Annotated in this window: 9 protein-coding genes; 8 read left to right on the top strand and 1 reads right to left on the bottom strand. The window is 72.5% G+C overall.

Features of this window, described 5'->3' with window-relative positions; genetic code table 11:
* Positions 1 to 6: 6 nt before the first annotated feature.
* From J8M51_RS04295 to J8M51_RS04325, 7 genes are all read left to right on the top strand, one after another.
* Positions 7 to 1,641 carry a hypothetical protein gene (locus tag J8M51_RS04295; protein ID WP_267298970.1) on the top strand — a complete coding sequence of 545 codons (1,635 nt, stop codon included), beginning with the start codon at positions 7 to 9 and terminating at the stop codon, positions 1,639 to 1,641.
* 46 nt (positions 1,642 to 1,687) lie between these two features.
* Positions 1,688 to 5,761 (top strand): type VII secretion protein EccCa, encoded by a 4,074-nt coding sequence (gene eccCa / locus J8M51_RS04300; RefSeq protein WP_256965813.1) that lies wholly within the window; start codon positions 1,688 to 1,690, stop codon positions 5,759 to 5,761.
* Complete coding sequence (locus tag J8M51_RS04305) at positions 5,758 to 7,176, top strand: DUF6177 family protein (RefSeq protein WP_086760214.1); 1,419 nt, start codon at positions 5,758 to 5,760, stop codon at positions 7,174 to 7,176. Before eccCa ends, J8M51_RS04305 begins: the two co-directional genes overlap by 4 nt.
* Before the next feature lie 134 nt (positions 7,177 to 7,310).
* Positions 7,311 to 8,465 carry an ABC transporter substrate-binding protein gene (locus J8M51_RS04310; RefSeq protein ID WP_086760212.1) on the top strand — a complete coding sequence of 385 codons (1,155 nt, stop codon included), beginning with the start codon at positions 7,311 to 7,313 and terminating at the stop codon, positions 8,463 to 8,465.
* A 50-nt stretch (positions 8,466 to 8,515) separates the two neighbouring features.
* Entirely contained in the window at positions 8,516 to 10,288 is a 1,773-nt protein-coding gene (locus J8M51_RS04315) for an ABC transporter permease (protein WP_086760209.1), read from the top strand.
* The gene (locus J8M51_RS04320) at positions 10,281 to 11,408 is read left to right on the top strand and encodes an ABC transporter ATP-binding protein (protein ID WP_086760207.1); all 1,128 of its coding nucleotides are present in this window, start codon (positions 10,281 to 10,283) and stop codon (positions 11,406 to 11,408) included. Before J8M51_RS04315 ends, J8M51_RS04320 begins: the two co-directional genes overlap by 8 nt.
* 151 nt (positions 11,409 to 11,559) lie before the next feature.
* Positions 11,560 to 12,288: a hypothetical protein gene (locus J8M51_RS04325; protein WP_256965809.1), complete on the top strand. Its 729-nt coding sequence runs from the start codon at positions 11,560 to 11,562 to the stop codon at positions 12,286 to 12,288.
* On the opposite strand, the gene J8M51_RS04330 is transcribed toward J8M51_RS04325, so the two are convergent.
* Positions 12,191 to 15,706: a BTAD domain-containing putative transcriptional regulator gene (locus tag J8M51_RS04330; RefSeq protein WP_086760205.1), complete on the bottom strand. Its 3,516-nt coding sequence runs from the start codon at positions 15,704 to 15,706 to the stop codon at positions 12,191 to 12,193. The two genes, J8M51_RS04325 and J8M51_RS04330, sit on opposite strands and share 98 nt — an antisense overlap.
* Before the next feature lie 383 nt (positions 15,707 to 16,089).
* On the opposite strand from J8M51_RS04330, the gene J8M51_RS04335 reads away from it, so the two are divergent.
* Complete coding sequence (locus J8M51_RS04335; RefSeq protein WP_107473801.1) at positions 16,090 to 17,790, top strand: TULIP family P47-like protein; 1,701 nt, start codon at positions 16,090 to 16,092, stop codon at positions 17,788 to 17,790.
* The last annotated feature ends 21 nt before the right edge of the window (positions 17,791 to 17,811 follow it).

A 17,811-nucleotide genomic window follows, 5' to 3' on the forward strand; every position in this document is an offset into this window, starting at 1 on the left:
GGGGCCATGGCGCAGGCAGGGGACTGGCAGCGGGACGTGCTGCGCGAGCTGGGCCGGCAGGACGCGGCGGCGGCCGGGGGCGACACCGCTCCCGGTCCACCGGAGACCCCCGCCCGGCGGGCCGAGCCGACGCTGAGGCTGGTGCGGTCGGTGCCGGCGGAGGCGTCCGGGGCGACGGACCGGCCCGAGGCGACCGGGTCGCCGGAAGCCCCGCAACCGCCGGAAACCCCGCGGGAGTCCGGCGACGACCGGGCCGCGCGACCGGCACCGGGCGACGGCACACCTCCCGGGCAGCCGCGGACGCGGTCGGTGCCCGGCGCGCACCCGCCCGTGCAGGGGTTCGCCGCCCCGCCGGCGCACGCGATGCCCGTCGTACGGCCGCCCGGTCAGGAGACGCCCGGTGCTCAGCCGCCGGCGGGGCCGGGGCCCGGCGGGCGACCGCCGGTCGCGCCCGACGCCGTGAGGCCGGGCATGCCGTACGCGCCCGCCGAGGCGCCCCGCGCGGGGCATCCCCAGGCAGCCGCGCAGTGGTCGGGAGCGGCCGGGGACGCCCACCGGCCGGACGGGTCCGGTGAGGCGAACCGTCCGGCGGAACCCGGCGGTCACCCCGCGCCCGCGCCCGGCCAGGGGGCCACCCCCGGCTCGGAGATCGCGCCCGGGGACGACGTATCGCACGCCGCCCCGGCCCCCCGTGGCTCCCGGTCCCCGCAGACCCCGGTGCGCGCCCCCGACGCCGTGCCCACCATCGATCCTCGGCTCGCGCACGCGCTCGGGCGACCGCAGCACGGGGATTCGGTGGCCCGGCGGACAGGGCGGTCGATCCGGAAGCTGGCCTCGTCCGCGGCGCAGGACGTGGCGGAGGAGACGCGGATCGCGCGGGAGCTGCAGCAGCCGGTGACGACGGGGCGGGTGATCGCCGTGACGTCGATCCGGGGCGGGGTCGGGAAGTCGACGACGGCCGCGCTGCTGGGACGCACGTTCAACCACTACCGGCACGACCCGGTGCTGACCCTGGAGGCGGACGCGGCACTGGGCACCCTGCCGGTGCGGATGGGCGCCGACTCGGTGCGCTGGGCGGCGGCCGACCTCGCACGGATCCTCGACCCGGCGATGCGGCTCACCGATGTCACCGGATACCTGGTGCCCGTGGCCGACGGCGGCTGGCTGCTGCCCGGGAGCCAGGGCCGGGTCGGCGCCCCGCTGGACATCCGTACGTACCGCACGGTGACCCTCGCGCTGCGGCGCTACTTCGCGGTGACCGTGGTGGACTGCGAGACCCTGCCGGGTGAGGTGGCCCGTACGGCGATGGACACGGCGCACGCGCGCGTGGTCGTGGCGCCGATGACCGCGGAGGGGGTCAACGGCACCCGTCAGGTGCTGGACTGGCTGGGCCGGTTGCCGCACTCCGCGCTCGCCTCGACCGTCGTCGCGCTGACCGCCAACTCCCCCGATCTGACGCTGGACCGAAAGACGGCCGTGGCCCACCTCAAGGAGGCCGGCGTCCATGTGGTCCCCCTCCCCTACGACCGTCACCTCGCGCAGGGCGGCCCGATCCGCACCTCCCTGCTGGGCCGGGAGACCCGTGCGGCGGCGATCACGCTCGCGGCCGAGGTGATGACCCGGGCGGTGAGGATGCGATGAGCGGCCACCGTCGTACGGCAGGACATGAGGAAGAAGGGGTCCGGTCGTGACCCAGCAGGTGATCCACCGGCCCGCCCGGAGCAGCCGGCCGCTCGGGGCCGCCGGTGCCCGGACGATCGAGCCGCCGCCCAACCTCCCGGAGGGCAAGGCGGGGACGGCGGCGACGGCGCTGCTGCCGATGGCGGGTGTCATGGGCTCGGTCGTGATGATGACCGTGATCCGCAACAGCCAGTTCGCGGCGCTCGGCGCGATGGTGCTGGTCTTCGCGCTGCTCGGCGCGGTCGCGCTCTTCCTCTCCCAGCGCGGCAAGGCCCAGCGCACCCGGCGTACGCAGCGGGAGCGGTATCTGGAGTATCTGGAGGAGCTGCGCGAGGAGTTCGGGGCGGAGGAGCGGGACCGGCGGGCGCTCGCGCGGGTGCTGAACCCGCCCCCGGAGGCGCTGTACGACCTGGTGCGCGACCCGGCCCGGCTCTGGGAGCGGCGGCGGCAGGACGCGGACTTCCTGCGGGTGCGGGTCGGCACCGGTGACGTACCCGTGGCGCATCTGGCCATCGGGCAGAACCAGGGCGGGGTGCTGACCCCGCCGGACCCGTTCATGCTGAACGAGGCGCGGGCGCTGCTGGCGCGGTACTCGGTCGCGGGCGGCTGCCCGATCACCGTGCCGTTGGACCGCGCGGGCAATGTCAGCGTGGTCGGTGACCGGGAGGGCGTGCTGCGGGTGGCCCGCGCGCTCCTGGTGCAGGTCGCCGTGGCGCACGCGCCGGACGACGTGGCCGTGGCGCTCGGGGTGCCGGGCGAGCGGCTGGCGGACTGGGAGTGGGCCAAGTGGCTGCCCCATGTGCTGGACGCGCAGGAGCACGACGGTCCGGTGGCGGCCCGCCGGATCGCGCCGGGACTGCCGCAGCTGGCCCGGCACTTCCGGCACGAGCTGGGCCGGCGGGCGTCGTACGCGGCGGAGGTGCGCCGCGGGCTCGCCGACCGCAAGGCGCTGCGGCTGGCGTCGCGGATGCTGGTCGTGAGCGACGAGTACGGGGACACGGCCGTCGAACTGCCGCGTCCGGACACGGCGGTGGGGCTCGCGGACATGGGCGTCACCGTGCTGCATCTGCTGGAGGAGCAGGTGCACGAGCCCGATCAGGTGGCGGTGCGGATCACCGTGCGGGGCGATCAGGTGGTGGTGGAGGATCTCCGCGCGCCGGACCCCCTGGCGACACCCGAACCCCTCGTGGCCGCCGCCGCGCACGGCACCTCCGACCAGGTCACCGCCGCCGGTGCCGAGGGCCTCGCCCGGCTGCTGGCGCCGCTGCGGCTGTCCGCCGAGTCGGCCGCCGAGGGCACCCCGGTCACCGGGCCCGTGGACTTCCCGGGCCTCCTCGGGATCGACGACCCGGCCGTGCTGAATCTGGCCGATCTGTGGGCGCCGCGCGGTGAGCGGGAGTTCCTGCGTGTGCCCATCGGCCTGACGGACCGTCATGAGCCGGTCCTCCTCGACCTCAAGGAGTCCTCCGAGCTGGGCATGGGCCCGCACGGGCTGTGCGTCGGCGCGACCGGTTCCGGCAAGAGCGAGTTGCTGCGCACCCTGGTGCTGGCGCTCGCCGCCACCCACTCCCCCGAGGATCTGGCGCTCGTCCTGGTCGACTACAAGGGCGGCGCGACCTTCGCCCCGTTCACCGGACTCCCGCATGTGGCCGGTGTGATCACCAACCTGGAGAACCAGGCCGGGCTGGTCGAGCGGGTCCACTCCAGCCTCGCGGGCGAGGTCAAGCGGCGGCAGCAGGTGCTCAAGGACGCGGGGAACGTGGCCGACATCGGGCACTACGCGGCCCTGCGCGCCACCCGGCGGCCCGATCTCGAACCGCTCCCGCATCTCTTCGTCGTGATCGACGAGTTCGGTGAACTCCTCACTGCCAAGCCGGACTTCATCGATCTCTTCCTCTCCATCGGGCGTATCGGCCGGTCCATCGGCGTGCATCTGCTGCTCTCCAGCCAGCGCATCGAGGGCGGCAAGCTCAAGGGGCTGGACACCTATCTGTCGTACCGGCTGGGGCTGCGCACCTTCTCCGCCGACGAGTCGCGGACCGTGCTCGACACCACCGACGCCTTCCATCTGCCGCCGCTGCCGGGCTTCGGCTATCTGAAGGTGGACACCTCGACGTACGAGCGGTTCAAGGCGGGGTACGTGTCGGGCGCGTACCGGGGTCCGGCGCTGACCGTGGAGGCGGACGACACGCCGCTCGCCTGGACGTATCCGACGTACAACACGCTCGGCGCGTCCGGTGGCGGGAGCGGCGCGGGAGCGGCCCCGGAGGGGCCCAAGGCGACCAAGCGGGAGACCGGGCCGACGGTGATGTCGGTGATGGTGGACCAACTGGCCTCCGCCGCGCGGCCGGTGCGCCGGATCTGGCTGCCGCCGCTGCCGGACGCGATCACCCTGGACGCGGCGGCCGGGCCCGTCCGGGTGGACGAGCGGGGGCTGCGACTGGCCTCCGGGAAAGCCGCAGAGGGCCCGATGCGGGTGCCCCTCGGGGTGCTGGACGATCCGGCGAAGCAGTGGCAGGGGCACTGGGTGCTGGATCTGACGGTCGCGGGCGGGCACGCGGCGGTGATCGGCGGCCCGCAGTCCGGCAAGACGACCCTGCTGCGGACGCTCGCGCTGTCGCTGGCCACCACGCACACCCCCGCCGAGGTCGCGATCTACGGGCTCGACCTGGTCGGTGGCGGCCTCTCGGCCCTCTCCGGGCTGCCGCACGTCGGCGGGATCGCGGGGCGGGCCGACCGGGAACGGGCCGCGCGGACGGTCGCCGAGGTGCGGACGATGCTGGTCGAGCGGGAGGAGCTGTTCCGCGAGCACGGCATCGACTCGGTGGACCAGCTGCGGCGGCTGCGCGCGCAGGGCGGGCTGCGGGAGCTGGGCTCGACCGACATCGTGCTGCTGATCGACGGCTTCGGGGCGCTGCGCGACGAGTTCGCCGAGCTGGACGACACGGTCGTGGATCTGCTGAAGCGCGGCGGCGGGTACGGCATCCATGTCGTCGGCGGCATGCTGCGCTGGAACGACGTACGGATCGCGACGCAGTCGATGTTCGGGACACGGGTGGAGCTGCGGCTGAACGACCCGAGTGATTCGAGCGTGGACCGCAAGCTCTCCGAGACGCTGTCGCCCGACACCCCGGGCCGGGTGCTGACCGACGGCAAGCTGTTCGCGCAGGCGGCCCTCCCCCGGCTCGACGGACGGCCGGCGACGGGTGATCTCGGTCCGGCGCTGGAGGACGCGGCCCGGACGATACGGTCCACCTGGCACGGTGAACTGGCCGCGCCCGTAAGGGTGTTGCCGACCCGGCTGCCGTCCGCGCGGCTGCCGTCGGTGGTCGCCGAGCCGCACCGGGTGCCGATAGGGGTGGACCAGGACGCGCTGGCGCCCGCCCTGCTCGACCTGTTCGGCCAGGACCAGCATCTGCTGATCCTCGGCGACAACGAGTGCGGCAAGACGAACCTGCTGAAGCTGGTCGCGGCGCGGCTCGTGGAGCGGTACTCGGACGAGGAGCTGGTCTTCGGCGTCTTCGACCCCCGGCGCGGGCTGCGCGGAGTGATCCCGGAGCCGTACCGGGGCGGGTACGCGCACAACGCGAAGCTCGCGGCGGGGCTGGCGACGGGGATCGCCGGCGAGCTGGAGAAGCGGATGCCGGAGAGCGCCGACCCGGACGCGCTCACCGACGAGCCCGCGTTCGAGGGGCCGCGGATCGTGATCCTGGTCGACGACTACGACATCCTGACCACCGCCGGACAGCAGCCGCTGTCGCCGTTCCTGCCGTACGTCTCGTCGGCGCAGGACATCGGGCTGCACTTCGTGATCACGCGCCGGGTCGCGGGCTCCTCCCGGGCGATGTACGAGCCGCTGCTGCAGACCCTGCGCGAGACCGGTACGGCGGCGCTGCTGATGACCGGTGAGCGGAGCGAGGGCCAGCTCTTCCCCGGTCTGTACGCCTCGGCGCAGCCGGCCGGGCGGGGCACGCTGGTCCGCCGGGGCCGCGCCCACCAGTTGATCCAGACGGCCCTCGACGGCGGCCTCGACGGCCGACCCGGCAGTGGCCCCGACAGCGAGGAGGGCGACCGCCCGTGACCAAGGACGTCATCGCCCTGACCCCGAGGATGCCCGATGTCTGGGCGCTCATGACGAGCCTGTACGCCGGAGGTTCGGAGCTGGATCTGTCGGCGGCGGCCGAGGGCGCGGTGGTCCAGTTGCACGGGCCCGGCGGGCGTCCGCTGGTGTCCGTGGAGTCGCCGGTGCTGGTGCAGGTGCCCGGTGAGGCGGAGCGGCTGCTCGGGCAGGCCATGGAGGCCCCGTTCTGGTGGACGGAGGCGCGGGCGTCCACGGCGGTGCCGGAGGCGGAGCGGCTCGCGGGGGTGGTGTGCGGGCGGCTCAACGCGCTGCTGGGCGGCTCGACCTGGCCGCCCGGGGCGGCGGGCACGAAGGTCGTCGATGTGTCGGCCGTGCCGTCGGCGGGGTCGGCGCAGCCCGCCGTGGACGTGGTGACCGAGAACGCGGCGGTCGTCCTCGTCGACCGGCCGGTGGTGGCGCTGACCAGCTGGCTCGCGGAGATCATGCGGACGGCGGTGGTGTCCCGGCGGTCGCTGCAGATCGTCACCCCGGCCGGGGTGCGGCTGACCCCGGCCGCCCGTGCGACGCTCGCGCGCGTCCCCAACCGGTGGGTGGTCCAGGACCCGGAGTGCGGGTACTACGACGGGGTGTCGGGGGCGGTGCTGCGCTGGCGGGACGGCGCGTTCACCCCCGCGCTCGCCGAGGACGGGACGGCGACGGTGGCCGGCGCGTTCACCCGCCCGACGGACGGGGACGCTCCCGGGCGGCAGCTGATCGTCGCCCTGCGGACCGTGCACAGGGCCGACGAGCGGCTGCTGCTCGGCGGGGCCCTGGAGGCGGCCTGGCGGGCGCTGACGGGTGCGGCGCCGGTGGGCTGGGGCACGGCGGAGCCGGTCAACCTCCCCTGGTCGCTGCGGCAGTTGACGGACCTGGCGCGGGAGCGGGCGCCCGAGCCCTCGCAGGTGGTCGTGGTGGGCGCCCCGGAGCGACCGGCCATGGCCACGGTCCGGGTGACCCGGACGACGAAGGGCGTGGAGGAGGACGCGGTCCTCACGCTCGGGTACGCGGCCGGTGAGGAGCCGCCGCTGGACCGGATCGAGGCGCTGGCCGACACCCTGGTGCGGGAGCACGGGCTGCGGACCATGCTGACCTCGGTGCGCGTGGCCCGCGCCGATCTGACGACCGCGCCCCGGCTGGAGGGCCCGCCGCTCCCGTACGCCTTCACGCTCGGCCCGGAGGACGTCCACGCCATCGGCCTGGACCACGCCCGCCGGCCCCCGGTGGAGGTCCGCGCCCGCCACCTCGGCCCGGCGTCCCGTCCGGCCCTGCACTACCCCCTCGGGGACGGCGCGGACCCCGGGGCCTGGGCACGGCTGCAGCAGCTCACGGCCCATCTCAAGGGCGATCATTCCCGGCCAGTCACCCCTGCTCGGTGAGGGTGACTCGCGTCACTAACTCAACGACCAATACGAGCAGTAAGAGCTCTGACGGGTGAGGGATTTACCGGCCTGACCAGGGTCCCTAACCTCCCGGCAACAGCTGCCAGAAGGCACGCGCCAGGAGGAGAACCATGGCCAGATCCAGCCAGCCCAGCACCCGACGCATCGTCGTCACCGCGTGCGCCGCGACGCTCGCCCTCGGCAGCCTGGCCGCCTGCGGCGGCGGTGACGGCGACGCGCCGAAGGTGGCGGAGAACAAGATCGCGGCGGGCCAGGTGCCGGACTACTACCCGGCGGACTACGCGGACCTGATCGCGGCGGCGGAGAAGGAGGGCGGCAAGCTCACCGTCTACTCCAACCTCGGTGACGAGAACATGGCGCCGATCGTCCGGGACTTCAAGAAGAAGTACGACTTCATCAAGACGGTCTCCGTCAACGAGCTGGACAGCGACGAGCTGTTCCAGAAGACCCTCTCGGAGAACGCGGCCGGTTCCTCCCCGGCGGATGTGCTGATCTCCAGCGCGGCGACCGCGTGGTCGGACTTCTCGGCCCGCAAGGGCACGGTCCTCACGTACAAGTCGCCCGAGCTGGAGGAGCTGGGCGCGAGCGCGGAGCTGCTGCCGAGCGTGTACTCGCTGTCGCAGGACCCGATGACGATCGCGTACAACACGTCGCTGATGGAGACCCCGCCGACCACGCTGACGGACTTCGCGAAGATCGTGACGGGGGACGAGGCCAAGTTCAAGAACAAGGTGACGGTCCGCGACCCGGAGGGCTCGTTCGGCTTCACCGTCACGCGGGCGCTCACCGAGGGCAACCCGGAGGCGTGGGACGACCTGAAGAAGATCCTGCCGCTGACCCGCCCGGAGACCTCCTCCGGCACGCAGCTGGAGAAGATCGTCGCCGGTGAGTACACGGCCGGATTCCTGATCAGCGCGTCCCCCGCCTACCCGGTGGTCGAGGACAGCGCGGGTCTTGTGAAGATCGTCTTCCCGAAGGACGGCACGGTCGTGCTGCCGCGCGGCATGGGGATCGCCGCCGAAGCGCCGCACCCGGCGACCTCGAAGCTCTTCATGGACTTCGCCCTCTCCGAGGAGGGTCAGCGCGCGGTCGCCGAGGGCGGTCTGGCCTCGTACCGCGACGGGGTGAAGGGCGAGGGCCTGCACACCTACCAGGAGGTCGTGGACGCGGTCGGCGAGGAGAACATCATCCACGTCAAGTACGAGCCGGTCTCCAAGGACGACTCCGCGGCCTGGCTGGAGCGCTTCGACGGACTCCGTAAGTAGCCGGACTCCGCAGGCAGGCAGCTTTCAAGGACCGATCGGAGTCAGCCCAGATGTCAACCCTCACCCAGCCACCCCGCACACCCGCGGACGAGTCACCGGCGGAGACGTTCCGGCCCCCGCGCTACCGCCGCCCCTTCGGCATCGGACGGGACACGGTCGTCCAGTACGGCGTCCTGGCGTTCCTCGCCGTCCTGGTGCTGGCCCCGATCGTCCCGACCCTCTACCAGAGCATCCGCAACCGCCCGCTCTACGAGGCGGGCGGGGCGTTCACCCTCAGCGGCTACACCGACCTCTTCACCAAGGCCGGCTTCGGTGAAGTCGCCCTGAACACCCTGCTGTTCGCCTCGCTGACCACGGTCCTCAGTCTCGCGATCGCGATCCCGATGGCCATCGTGGTCGTCCGGACCAAACTGCCCGGCGGGCGGCTGATCGCCCTCGCCATGCAGTGGCCGTTCTTCATCTCGTCGCTGATCCTGGGCTTCGGCTGGATCATCATGTACGGCCCGGCCGGGTTCGTCAGCGTCAAGGTGCAGCAGCTCTTCGGCTCGGTGCCGTGGAACCTGTACTCGATCCCCGGCATGGCGCTCACGGAGGCCGTGGCGCTCGCCCCGATCGCGTACGTCTTCTGCGCCAACGCCCTGCGGCAGTCGGACGCCTCGCTCGAATCGGCCGCGCAGGTCTGCGGGGCCGGTCCCTTCCGCATCCTCGCCCAGGTGATCGTGCCGCTGCTGCGCCCGCCGATCGTCTACAGCGCGATTCTCGTCTTCTCCGTGTCGATCGAGACGCTGAGCGTGCCGCTGCTGTACGGCCAGCCCGTCAGCATCGACGTCTTCTCGACTTTCCTGTACCACAACGGACTTCAGTCGGTGGACCCCGACTACACGATGCTGGGCGCGGCCTCCACGGTCATCCTCGTCGTCACGCTGAGCCTGGTCGCCGTGCAGGCGAAGCTGCTGAAGGACGCGGCCCGGTTCGTGTCCGTGCGCGGCAAGGTGACCCGTCCGCGCAAGCTGGACCTGGGCTGGCTGAAGTGGGTCAGCATCGCGTGCATCTGGTTCTACGTGATCGTCGGCGCCCTGATCCCGATCGCGGGCCTGGTGATGCGGTCCTTCACGCTCGTGTTCACACCACTCCAGTCGCCGTTCAGGACGGTGACGACCAAGAACTACGAGATCGTCTTCGACTCCGACAACTATGTGCAGTCGCTGTACAACAGCATGATCGTGGCCGGGGTCGGCTCGGTCGTCGTGTCCGCGCTGGCCGTGTTCGCGGTGATGGTGGCCCGGCGGTCGACGTTCCGCTTCGGCCGGGCGGTGGAGTATCTGGCCCTGATCCCGCAGTCGCTGCCCGGCATCATCATCGGTATCGGCTTCTTCTGGGCCTTCGCGCTCGCGCCCTTCGGCATGGGCTCGGTGCTCCAGGGCACGATCTACGCCGTCATCATCGCCTTCGGGATGCGGGCCCTGCCCAGTGCGTTCGGCTCGGTGGCGCCGGCGATCATGCAGATCGGCGGGGAGCTGGACAACGCGGCCCGGGTCTCCGGCGCCGACTGGCTGATGACCTTCTTCCGGGTTCTGCGGGCCCTGATCACACCGGCGTTCGCGGGCGCGCTGATCCTCACCTTCGTGATCATGCTCAAGGAGTACTCCCCGGCCGTCTTCCTCTCCTCGGCCGACAACAACATCCTCGGCACCACCATGCTCAGTCTCTGGACGCAGGGCAGGGCCGGATCCGTCGCCGCGCTGGCCACCCTCCAGATCGGCATCACCGCGGTCTTCGTCGCACTCGCGGGACTGCTCATGAAGGGAAAGCACCATGCCTGAGGTGACCGTCAAGAACCTCGCCAAGACCTTCGGCGACAACTCCGTCCTGCGGGACGTCACCTTCACCATCAAGGACGGCGAGTTCTTCACGCTGCTCGGCGCGAGCGGCTGCGGCAAGTCGACGACGCTGAACTGCATCGCGGGTCTGGAGCAGCCGACGGAGGGCTCGATCGCGGTGGGCGGCAGACCCTTCGTGGACGCGGGCGCGGGGGTCTTCCTTCCTCCCGAGGAGCGCAACCTCGGCATGGTCTTCCAGTCGTACGCTCTGTGGCCGCACATGACCATCGCGAAGAACCTGGCCCTCCCCCTCAACATCCGCAAGGTGCCCAAGGAGAAGCAGAAGACGCTGATCCACGACGCGCTGGACAAGGTGGGGCTGGCCGCGCTCAGCGGCCGCTACCCGCATCAGCTCTCCGGCGGCCAGCAGCAACGCGTCGCGCTGGCACGGGCGTTGGTGTACTCGCCGAGTGTCCTGCTCCTCGACGAGCCGCTCTCCAACCTGGACGCGAAACTCCGCGAGCAGGCCCGCGCCTGGCTGAAGCGGCTCCAGGAGGAGCTGGGCATCACCACCGTCTACGTCACCCACGACCAGGACGAGGCGCTCGCGCTCAGCGACCGGATCGCCGTGATGGAGGGCGGCAACATGATCCAGATCGGCACCCCGCACGAGATCTACGAGAAGCCCGCGGCACCGGCGGTGGCCGCGTTCGTCGGCCGCTGCAACTTCCTCACCGGCAAGGTGGTGAGCGTGGACGGCACCCGGCACAGCGTGCTCCTCGACGCGAGCGGCGAGATCGTCCGGGTCGACAGCGAGGCACGCGTGCCGACCGGCGACTCCGTCACGGTCGCCGTCCGCCCCGAGCGCCTGGAGGTCGTCGCCTCCGCCGAGACCCCGGCGGGTGTGAACAGGCTCGACACCCAGGTCATCACCAGCTCCTACGTCGGCTCCCGCTACGAGTACGACGTCCGCCTCGGGGACCAGGTGGTGCAGGTGCTCAGCGCGGGCGGCGGCCTCGCGGGCGAGGTGGCCCTGGTCTTCGATCCGGGGCACGCGCTGCTGTACGCGGACCGGGTCGAACTGCCGAAGGACCAGCGGGACCTGCTGACAGTGACGTCGTAGCCCCGCACGTCGGAGCCCTGGACGTTGTAGCCCCAGACGTCGTGGCCCCCTGGCCCCGCGCCTCGCTGCCCGGTTCCGGCAGCGGGGCGCGGAGCATGGCTGCCTGTCGGCCCCGTTGTCTGCCCGGTCGTCATCGAGTGAAGCTGTGGCCATGAGAATCGGCGCGTCGCTGCTCACGCTGTCCCTGCTCCCGTTGCTGGCCTGTATCTGGGTGTTCGCCGTGTGGCTGCCCGGGGACATGGACCGGTACGTGGAGTACGGGAGGGCCGAGCCGTGCGCCGGCGGGGCCCCGGCGGCGGAGTGGGAGGACTGTCTGCGGACGGCCACCTTCACCGTCGACAGCACCAAGAACACGCGGAGCAGAAGCGGCGGTTACCGGGCGACGCTGTCCGGGGCACCCCACTGGAACGGCGTCGTGGAGTTCGGCGGCCCCGACCCGCTGCTGGAGCGGCTGCGGCCGGGTGACCGCGTCACCGGCACCGTCTGGCGCGGGGACGTCATGGCGCTCGGCCGGGGGGACGTGCGGCAGGGTACCTCCGAGGAACCTCGTGACGAGTACCAGATGACGGCCGCGATCGGCACGTTCGCGGGTCTGCTGGCGGCCCTGGGGTGCTGGCTCGGCGGGATGCGGCTGACCGGCCCCCGTGGTCACGAGCACCGCACCTGGGCCCGGTACGGCAGACCCCTGTTCTTCACGCTGCTCACCGTCTGCTGCGGGGTGGGGCTGCCGTTCGTCTGGCTCGGCCTCCCGTGGTGGCTGGTGCCCACCGTCGTCGTCCCCGTCATGGTGTACACGGCGTGGCAGCTCCACCGGTACCGGCGGTCGCAGGCGGCACGGCAGCCGGTGCCGGTGGCGGTGGCGGTGCCGGTGGTGGAGTAGGGGCCGGCTCCGCGTCGGTCCCGCCGGCTCCCTCGCGCGTCGCGTCGACGGCCCGTTCGAGGAGGTCGAGGGCCTGGGCCTCGCCCTTGCGGTGGCCGGCGGTGCGGTGCAGGGCGAGGGCCTCGTGGGCGTGGGCGGCGGCGACCGCCGGTTCGCCGCGCTGGAGTGCGGCGCGGGCCAGGACGAGCAGGGCCTCGCCCTCCACGAGGACGTACTCCGTGCGGCGGGCGAGGGCCAGGGCGCGCTCGGCCTGCTGCCGGTCGGCGGGGTCCGGCACGGAGGCGAGGCCCAGCAGGGCGCGCGCCTCCAGGTCGTACGCGCCCCGGTCGCGGGCCTGTTTGAGCGCCTCTCGGTAGACGTGCGCGGCCTCGCCGTTTCGGCCGAGAGCGAGCAGGACGGAGCCGAGCGTGACCCGGGCCGCCGCGCGGAAGTAGTCGTCGACGTCCTGGTCACTCAACTCGGTGGCGGCCGTGGCGAGTTCGAGGGCGCGGGCGAGGTCGCCGGTGTCGCGGTGGGCCGAGGCCCGCAGGCGCAGTACGTGCGCCTCGCTGCCCACGTCCGCGCTCTCCCGGGCCATCGACAGGGCGGCGTCGAGGTGGGCCGCCGCCCGGTGGCGGTCGCCGAGGAGGTTCAGGAGCTGTCCGAGGGCGGCCTGCCGGTGGATCTGGTTGTGCCGGGAGTCCCGGGACCGCGCCAGGGTGTCGGCCCTGACCATGTGGTCGAGCGACTCGGACAGCCGCCCCAGGTCGCGCAGCACATGGGAGAGGCCGGCCAGGACGACCGGATGCCCGTCCGGCAGGCCGTTGCGCCGGTCGATCTCCATGGCCCGCTCCAGATGCTCCGCGCTGCGCCGCAGCCGGCCGCTGATCCGGGTCACCATGCTGAGATTGGTGTGCGCGGTGGCGGCGACCGCCGGCGCGCCGACGGCCTCGGCGAGCGCGAGCATCTGCTCGAAGTGGGCGATCGCCGCTTCGGGGCGGCCTTGTTGGATGTACGCGATGCCGAGGATGTTGTGCGCGGTGCCCTGGGCCAGGGGTTGTCCGGCGGCACGCGCGGCAGAGAGCGCGGCCTCGCCCAGGGCGGTCCAGTCGACGGCGAGTTTGCGGGTCCAGGTGTAGCCGCGCAGGGCGTCGGGGAGCAGCCAGGCCGCCGGATGGTTCTCGACGGCCGCCTGCCGGACGGCCGCGGCGACGTTGGCCAGTTCGGTGTCCAGCCAGCGGATCGCCGCCCGCGCGTCGGGAATCTCCGCCGAGGCCACCGCGGCGTCGGGGCCGCCGCCCTCTCCCCGGGGCAGCAGGCGCTGCTGCCCCGGGTAGAGCAGCTGGGCGCAGCGGTCCACCACCGCCACCAGCCAGTCGTACAGCCGTCTCCGGGCGGCCCGGCGGTCGGGCTCGCTCTCCGTGGCGCGCAGCCGTTCGGCGGCGTACAGCGCGACGAGGTCGTGGCAGCGGTACCGGCCGGGCCGGTGTTCGCGCAGCAGGTGGGCGGCGGTGAGCCGGTCCAGCAGCGCGGCGGCCTCTTCGGGCGTGGTGCCCGCGACGACGGCGGCGGCCCGCAGCCCGGTCTCGGGGCCGGGCAGCAGGGCCAGGACGCGGAACATCCACCGCACCGGGGCGTCGAGGGCGTAGTACGAGTGGTCGAAGGCGGCCCGTACGGCGGTGGACCGGTCTCCGGTGACCGACAGCGCAGTGAGCCGGTCGCCCTCTCCCAGTTCGTCGGCCTGTTCGCGCAGGGTGCGGACGGGGGTGTGGTCGAGGTTGGCGGCGGTGATCCGCAGGGCCAGCGGGAGGTGTCCGCAGGCGCGGGCCAGGTCGGCGGCGGCGCGCGGGTCGGCGTCGACGCGGGCCCGGCCGAGGGTGCGCACCAGCAGCAGCCGGGACTCCTCGGCGCTGAGCACGTCCAGCGCGATCCGGCGGGCCCCGTCGCGGGCGGCGAGCCCGGCGAGCCGGTCGCGGCTGGTGACCAGGACCAGACAGCCGGGGCCGCCGGGCAGCAGGGGCCTGATCTGGTCCGGGTCGGCGGCGTTGTCGAGGACGACCAGCATCCGCCGTCCGGCGGCCAGGGTGCGGTACAGGTCGGCGGCGGCCTCGGGTGAGCCGGGGACCCGTTCCGGGGCCACGCCCAGCGCGAGCAGGAACCGGGCCAGCGCCTCGACGGGGCGCAGCGGGGCGCCCTGGGCGTGGCCGCGCAGATCCACGAAGAGCTGCCCGTCGGGGAAGCGGTCACGCACCCGGTGCGCCCAGTGCACGGCCAGGGCGGTCTTGCCCGCCCCGGCGACACCGGTGAGGGCGCACAACACGCCTCCGCCCCGGCCGGGTTCGGGCCCGGCCCCGTCGAGCAGGGCGTCGAGGCGGGCGAGTTGGTCGGTACGGCCGGTGAAGTACGCGGCGTCGTACGGCAGCAGCGCGGGCACGGGTGCGGGGGCGGGGGCGGCGAGCGCTCGGGTGGTGGCGGTGTGCGGGAGGTCCATACGCAGGACGCGCAGGTGGGCGTCGGTCAGTTCGGGGCCGGGGCGGACGCCGAGCTGGTCGTCGAGGCGGTCACGCAGGGCCGTGTAGAGGCCGAGGGCGGCGGCCTGCTCGCCGGACGCGGCGAGCGCGAGCATCAGCCGGGCGTGGACCCCTTCGTGCAGGGGCTCCAGGTCGGCGGCCCTGCGCAGTTCGCCTACGGCGTTGTCCGTCGTCCCGGCGGCGAGGGCGCTGTCGGCGTACGCCTGGAGCACCGACAGCCGCAGCCGGGTGAGGGTGACGGCGGAGGGGTGTTCGCGCAGCCGCGACGGCATGTCCTGGAGGACGGCCCCGCGCCACAGCCGTAACGCCGCCTCGGCCTGGGCGTACGCCTCGTCCGTGCCCTCGGGGAGCACGGCCAGGACGGCGAACCGGGCCGCGTCCGACCGGTGTTCGTCCAGGTCCAGCGCATAACCGGTGCGGGTGCGGAGCAGCGGGCCGCCCGCGGAGTCCCCGGGGCGGACCGCCGCGGCGAGCAGTCTGCGCAGCCGGGCCACGTAGGTGTGGACCATGTTCAGGGAGCTGGCGGGCGGCCGGTCGTCCCACAGGATGTCGACGATCTCGTCCAGGGACACGGGGGCGCCGGGGTGGAGGCCGAGGAGGGCCAGCAGGGTGCTCTGTTTCGCGGCGCCGGGCGGGGTGTGCCTGCCGGTCACCATGAGGGTGAGTGGGCCGAGGATGCCGAGCTGGAACGGTGGCGAGTCCAGGGGCCCCGGTTCACCGTCGGACCCGAGGGCCGCGAGCAGCCTGAGGACGGTGGGGCTGTGCGATGACCGTGCCCGGCCGTGCTCGATCTCGCGGATGGCGCGGACACTCACCCCCGCGAGTTCGGCGAGTCGGGGCTGGCTCAGGCCCAGTCGCGTCCGCCGCTCGCGTAGCCAGGCCCCCAACTGCTCAGGTGTGCGCCCCAACGTGTCCCACTTCTCCGTTCCGGATGCATGACAGTACGTGCCCGTGGAGTCACCTGAAGAGGTCAATCCCCGCCAAGAGCGGACCGAAAAAATCCACAACCGAACGAGAAACAAAGGAATGTGACGATGAGTCAGAGTCGTGGGCGGTCCGCGCCGCCTGCCGCACGACCGGCAACGTTTGCCGCCCCGAGTCCGGCGACGGCCCTGGCAGCTCACTCCTTTGCGCAGGTCAGGACCGGTTGTGTCAGACGAGACAGATGCCGGTCGCCGGTACAGAAACAGCCCAGCGTTTCGCCGGTCCCCCTTCCTACAGTCGAGCCATCGGGCCGGGGAGGCGCTCCAGGAACCGGACGCGCGCTCGGCGTTCTCTGAAAGGGCACAGAATGGACCGTTCTCCGCTCACCAGACGTGGCGCGCTGACCGCCGCCATGGCCACCACCGCCGCGCTCGCCGTCCCCGTGGCGGCCCATGCGAGCGCCCCGGCGAAGGCCGGCGCCGCCGAGGCCGGGCAGCTGATGCCGAAGATCCCGAAGGGCAAGGTCCTGCGGGTCGCCATGGCGGACACCGAGAAGGCGGCCGGGCGGCCGGGGTCCGCGCGACAGGCCTCGCTGACGGACGACACCGTGCTTCCGAACGACACCATGGGCTGGGACACGGTGTCCGCCGTCAAGCTGACGGATGTGAACCGGGCCATCGCCGGCAACACCACCCTGCCCGACTCCTGGAGCGCCGAGATCGAGGCGTCCCCCTTCAGCCAGCAGGTCCAGGTCACCGGCGGATTCGACACCTGGTCCCTGACGCCCGGCGGCACCGGCGGCAACGTCCTCATGTCGATCCCGTTCACCGCCACACTGGTCGTCGGGGATCCGACCCAGAAGCCCACCACGTACGACATCCAGGGCGGTACGTCGACCGTCGAGGTCTCTCTGGAGTACCACAACTCATCCAGCGACAGGAACGTGAAGGAGCTGAAGCTCCAGTCGTCGCCCGACGACGGTGGCGACGACGACGGCGATGACGACGACGACAAGCCGCTCGCGCTGGTCACCAAGCTGAATTTCACCGCGCCGGTCATCCGGGACTCGGCGGAGAAGGCCGCGGTGATCCGGAACCTGGAGACCCTGCTCCAGCAGTGGCTGAACTCCAGGGACGCGAACGACACCGCGAACCTCGGGAAGTTCGACCACGTGTTCGCCACCGTCGATCTGAACACCGCCGAGGCACAGGGCGAGTTGGCCTGGCTCACCCCCACGACCCGGGAGTACGCCTACGTCAACGGCAAGACCCCCGACACCTCCTACCTCGGTGTGCTGTGCATGACCGAGAACCGCGACCCGGGCACGGCCGCACAGGAGCTCGCACCGGGCGCCATCATCGCCGGGGCGCAGGCCACGTTCACCCTCTCCATGGAACGTGTGATCGACAAGATGGTCATGCCGGCGCTCAAGCACAGTTTCCCCGACGGCGATTTCGTCGTGCAGGGCGACGAGGTCCTGAGCAAGGGGGACTTCTCCCTGGACCCCGTCAAGGGAGGCGGCCTCACGTACTACCCGAAGGCGACGTCCTTCGACTTCTCCGTGCTCGGGCAGACGTTGCAGGTGGAGATGGACGTCCACATCCCCATCTCACCGGGGATCGACGGCTACGCCACCATGAAGTACCGCGTACTGCCGTCGATGACGCAGAACGACAAGGGCGAGCCCACGCTGACCTTCGACGTCGTCACCCAGGACTCCGACCACTGGTACACGGTCGCGGACTGGGTCGAGGGGATCGAGATCGGGGTGGACATCGTCTTCGCCATCCTGACGGCCGGTGTCGGCGTGATGCTCGCCCGGGGTGCGAGCCTGATGGTGAAGGTCGCCATCGCCGTTGTATCGGCTCTCGTCGCCGGTCTGCCGGCGCTCTTCGAGTCGATCCCGCTGTTCAACGCCACGGCCGCGCTCAAGAGCCTGCCCGGTATGACGGAGATGGTGAACGCGGTGACGGGGCCCATCACCTGGGCCGACGCCAAGACCTTCAACCCCACCACGGCCATGATCAACGGAGGCCTCCAGGTCGGCGGAACCTGCTTCAGCCAGTAGCCGGACCAAGGGAAAGGACTT

This window comes from Streptomyces griseiscabiei (assembly GCF_020010925.1).
GTDB classification, from domain to species: Bacteria; Actinomycetota; Actinomycetes; order Streptomycetales; family Streptomycetaceae; genus Streptomyces; species Streptomyces griseiscabiei.

Bases quoted from the DNA above. Each gene is read 5' to 3' on its own strand.
- J8M51_RS04295 (WP_267298970.1), top strand. From the start codon at position 7: ATGGCGCAGGCAGGGGACTGGCAGCGGGACGTGCTGCGCGAGCTGGGC.
- J8M51_RS04310 (WP_086760212.1), top strand. From the start codon at position 7,311: ATGGCCAGATCCAGCCAGCCCAGCACCCGACGCATCGTCGTCACCGCG.
- J8M51_RS04315 (WP_086760209.1), top strand. From the start codon at position 8,516: ATGTCAACCCTCACCCAGCCACCCCGCACACCCGCGGACGAGTCACCG.
- J8M51_RS04320 (WP_086760207.1), top strand. From the start codon at position 10,281: ATGCCTGAGGTGACCGTCAAGAACCTCGCCAAGACCTTCGGCGACAAC.
- J8M51_RS04325 (WP_256965809.1), top strand. From the start codon at position 11,560: ATGAGAATCGGCGCGTCGCTGCTCACGCTGTCCCTGCTCCCGTTGCTG.
- J8M51_RS04335 (WP_107473801.1), top strand. From the start codon at position 16,090: ATGGACCGTTCTCCGCTCACCAGACGTGGCGCGCTGACCGCCGCCATG.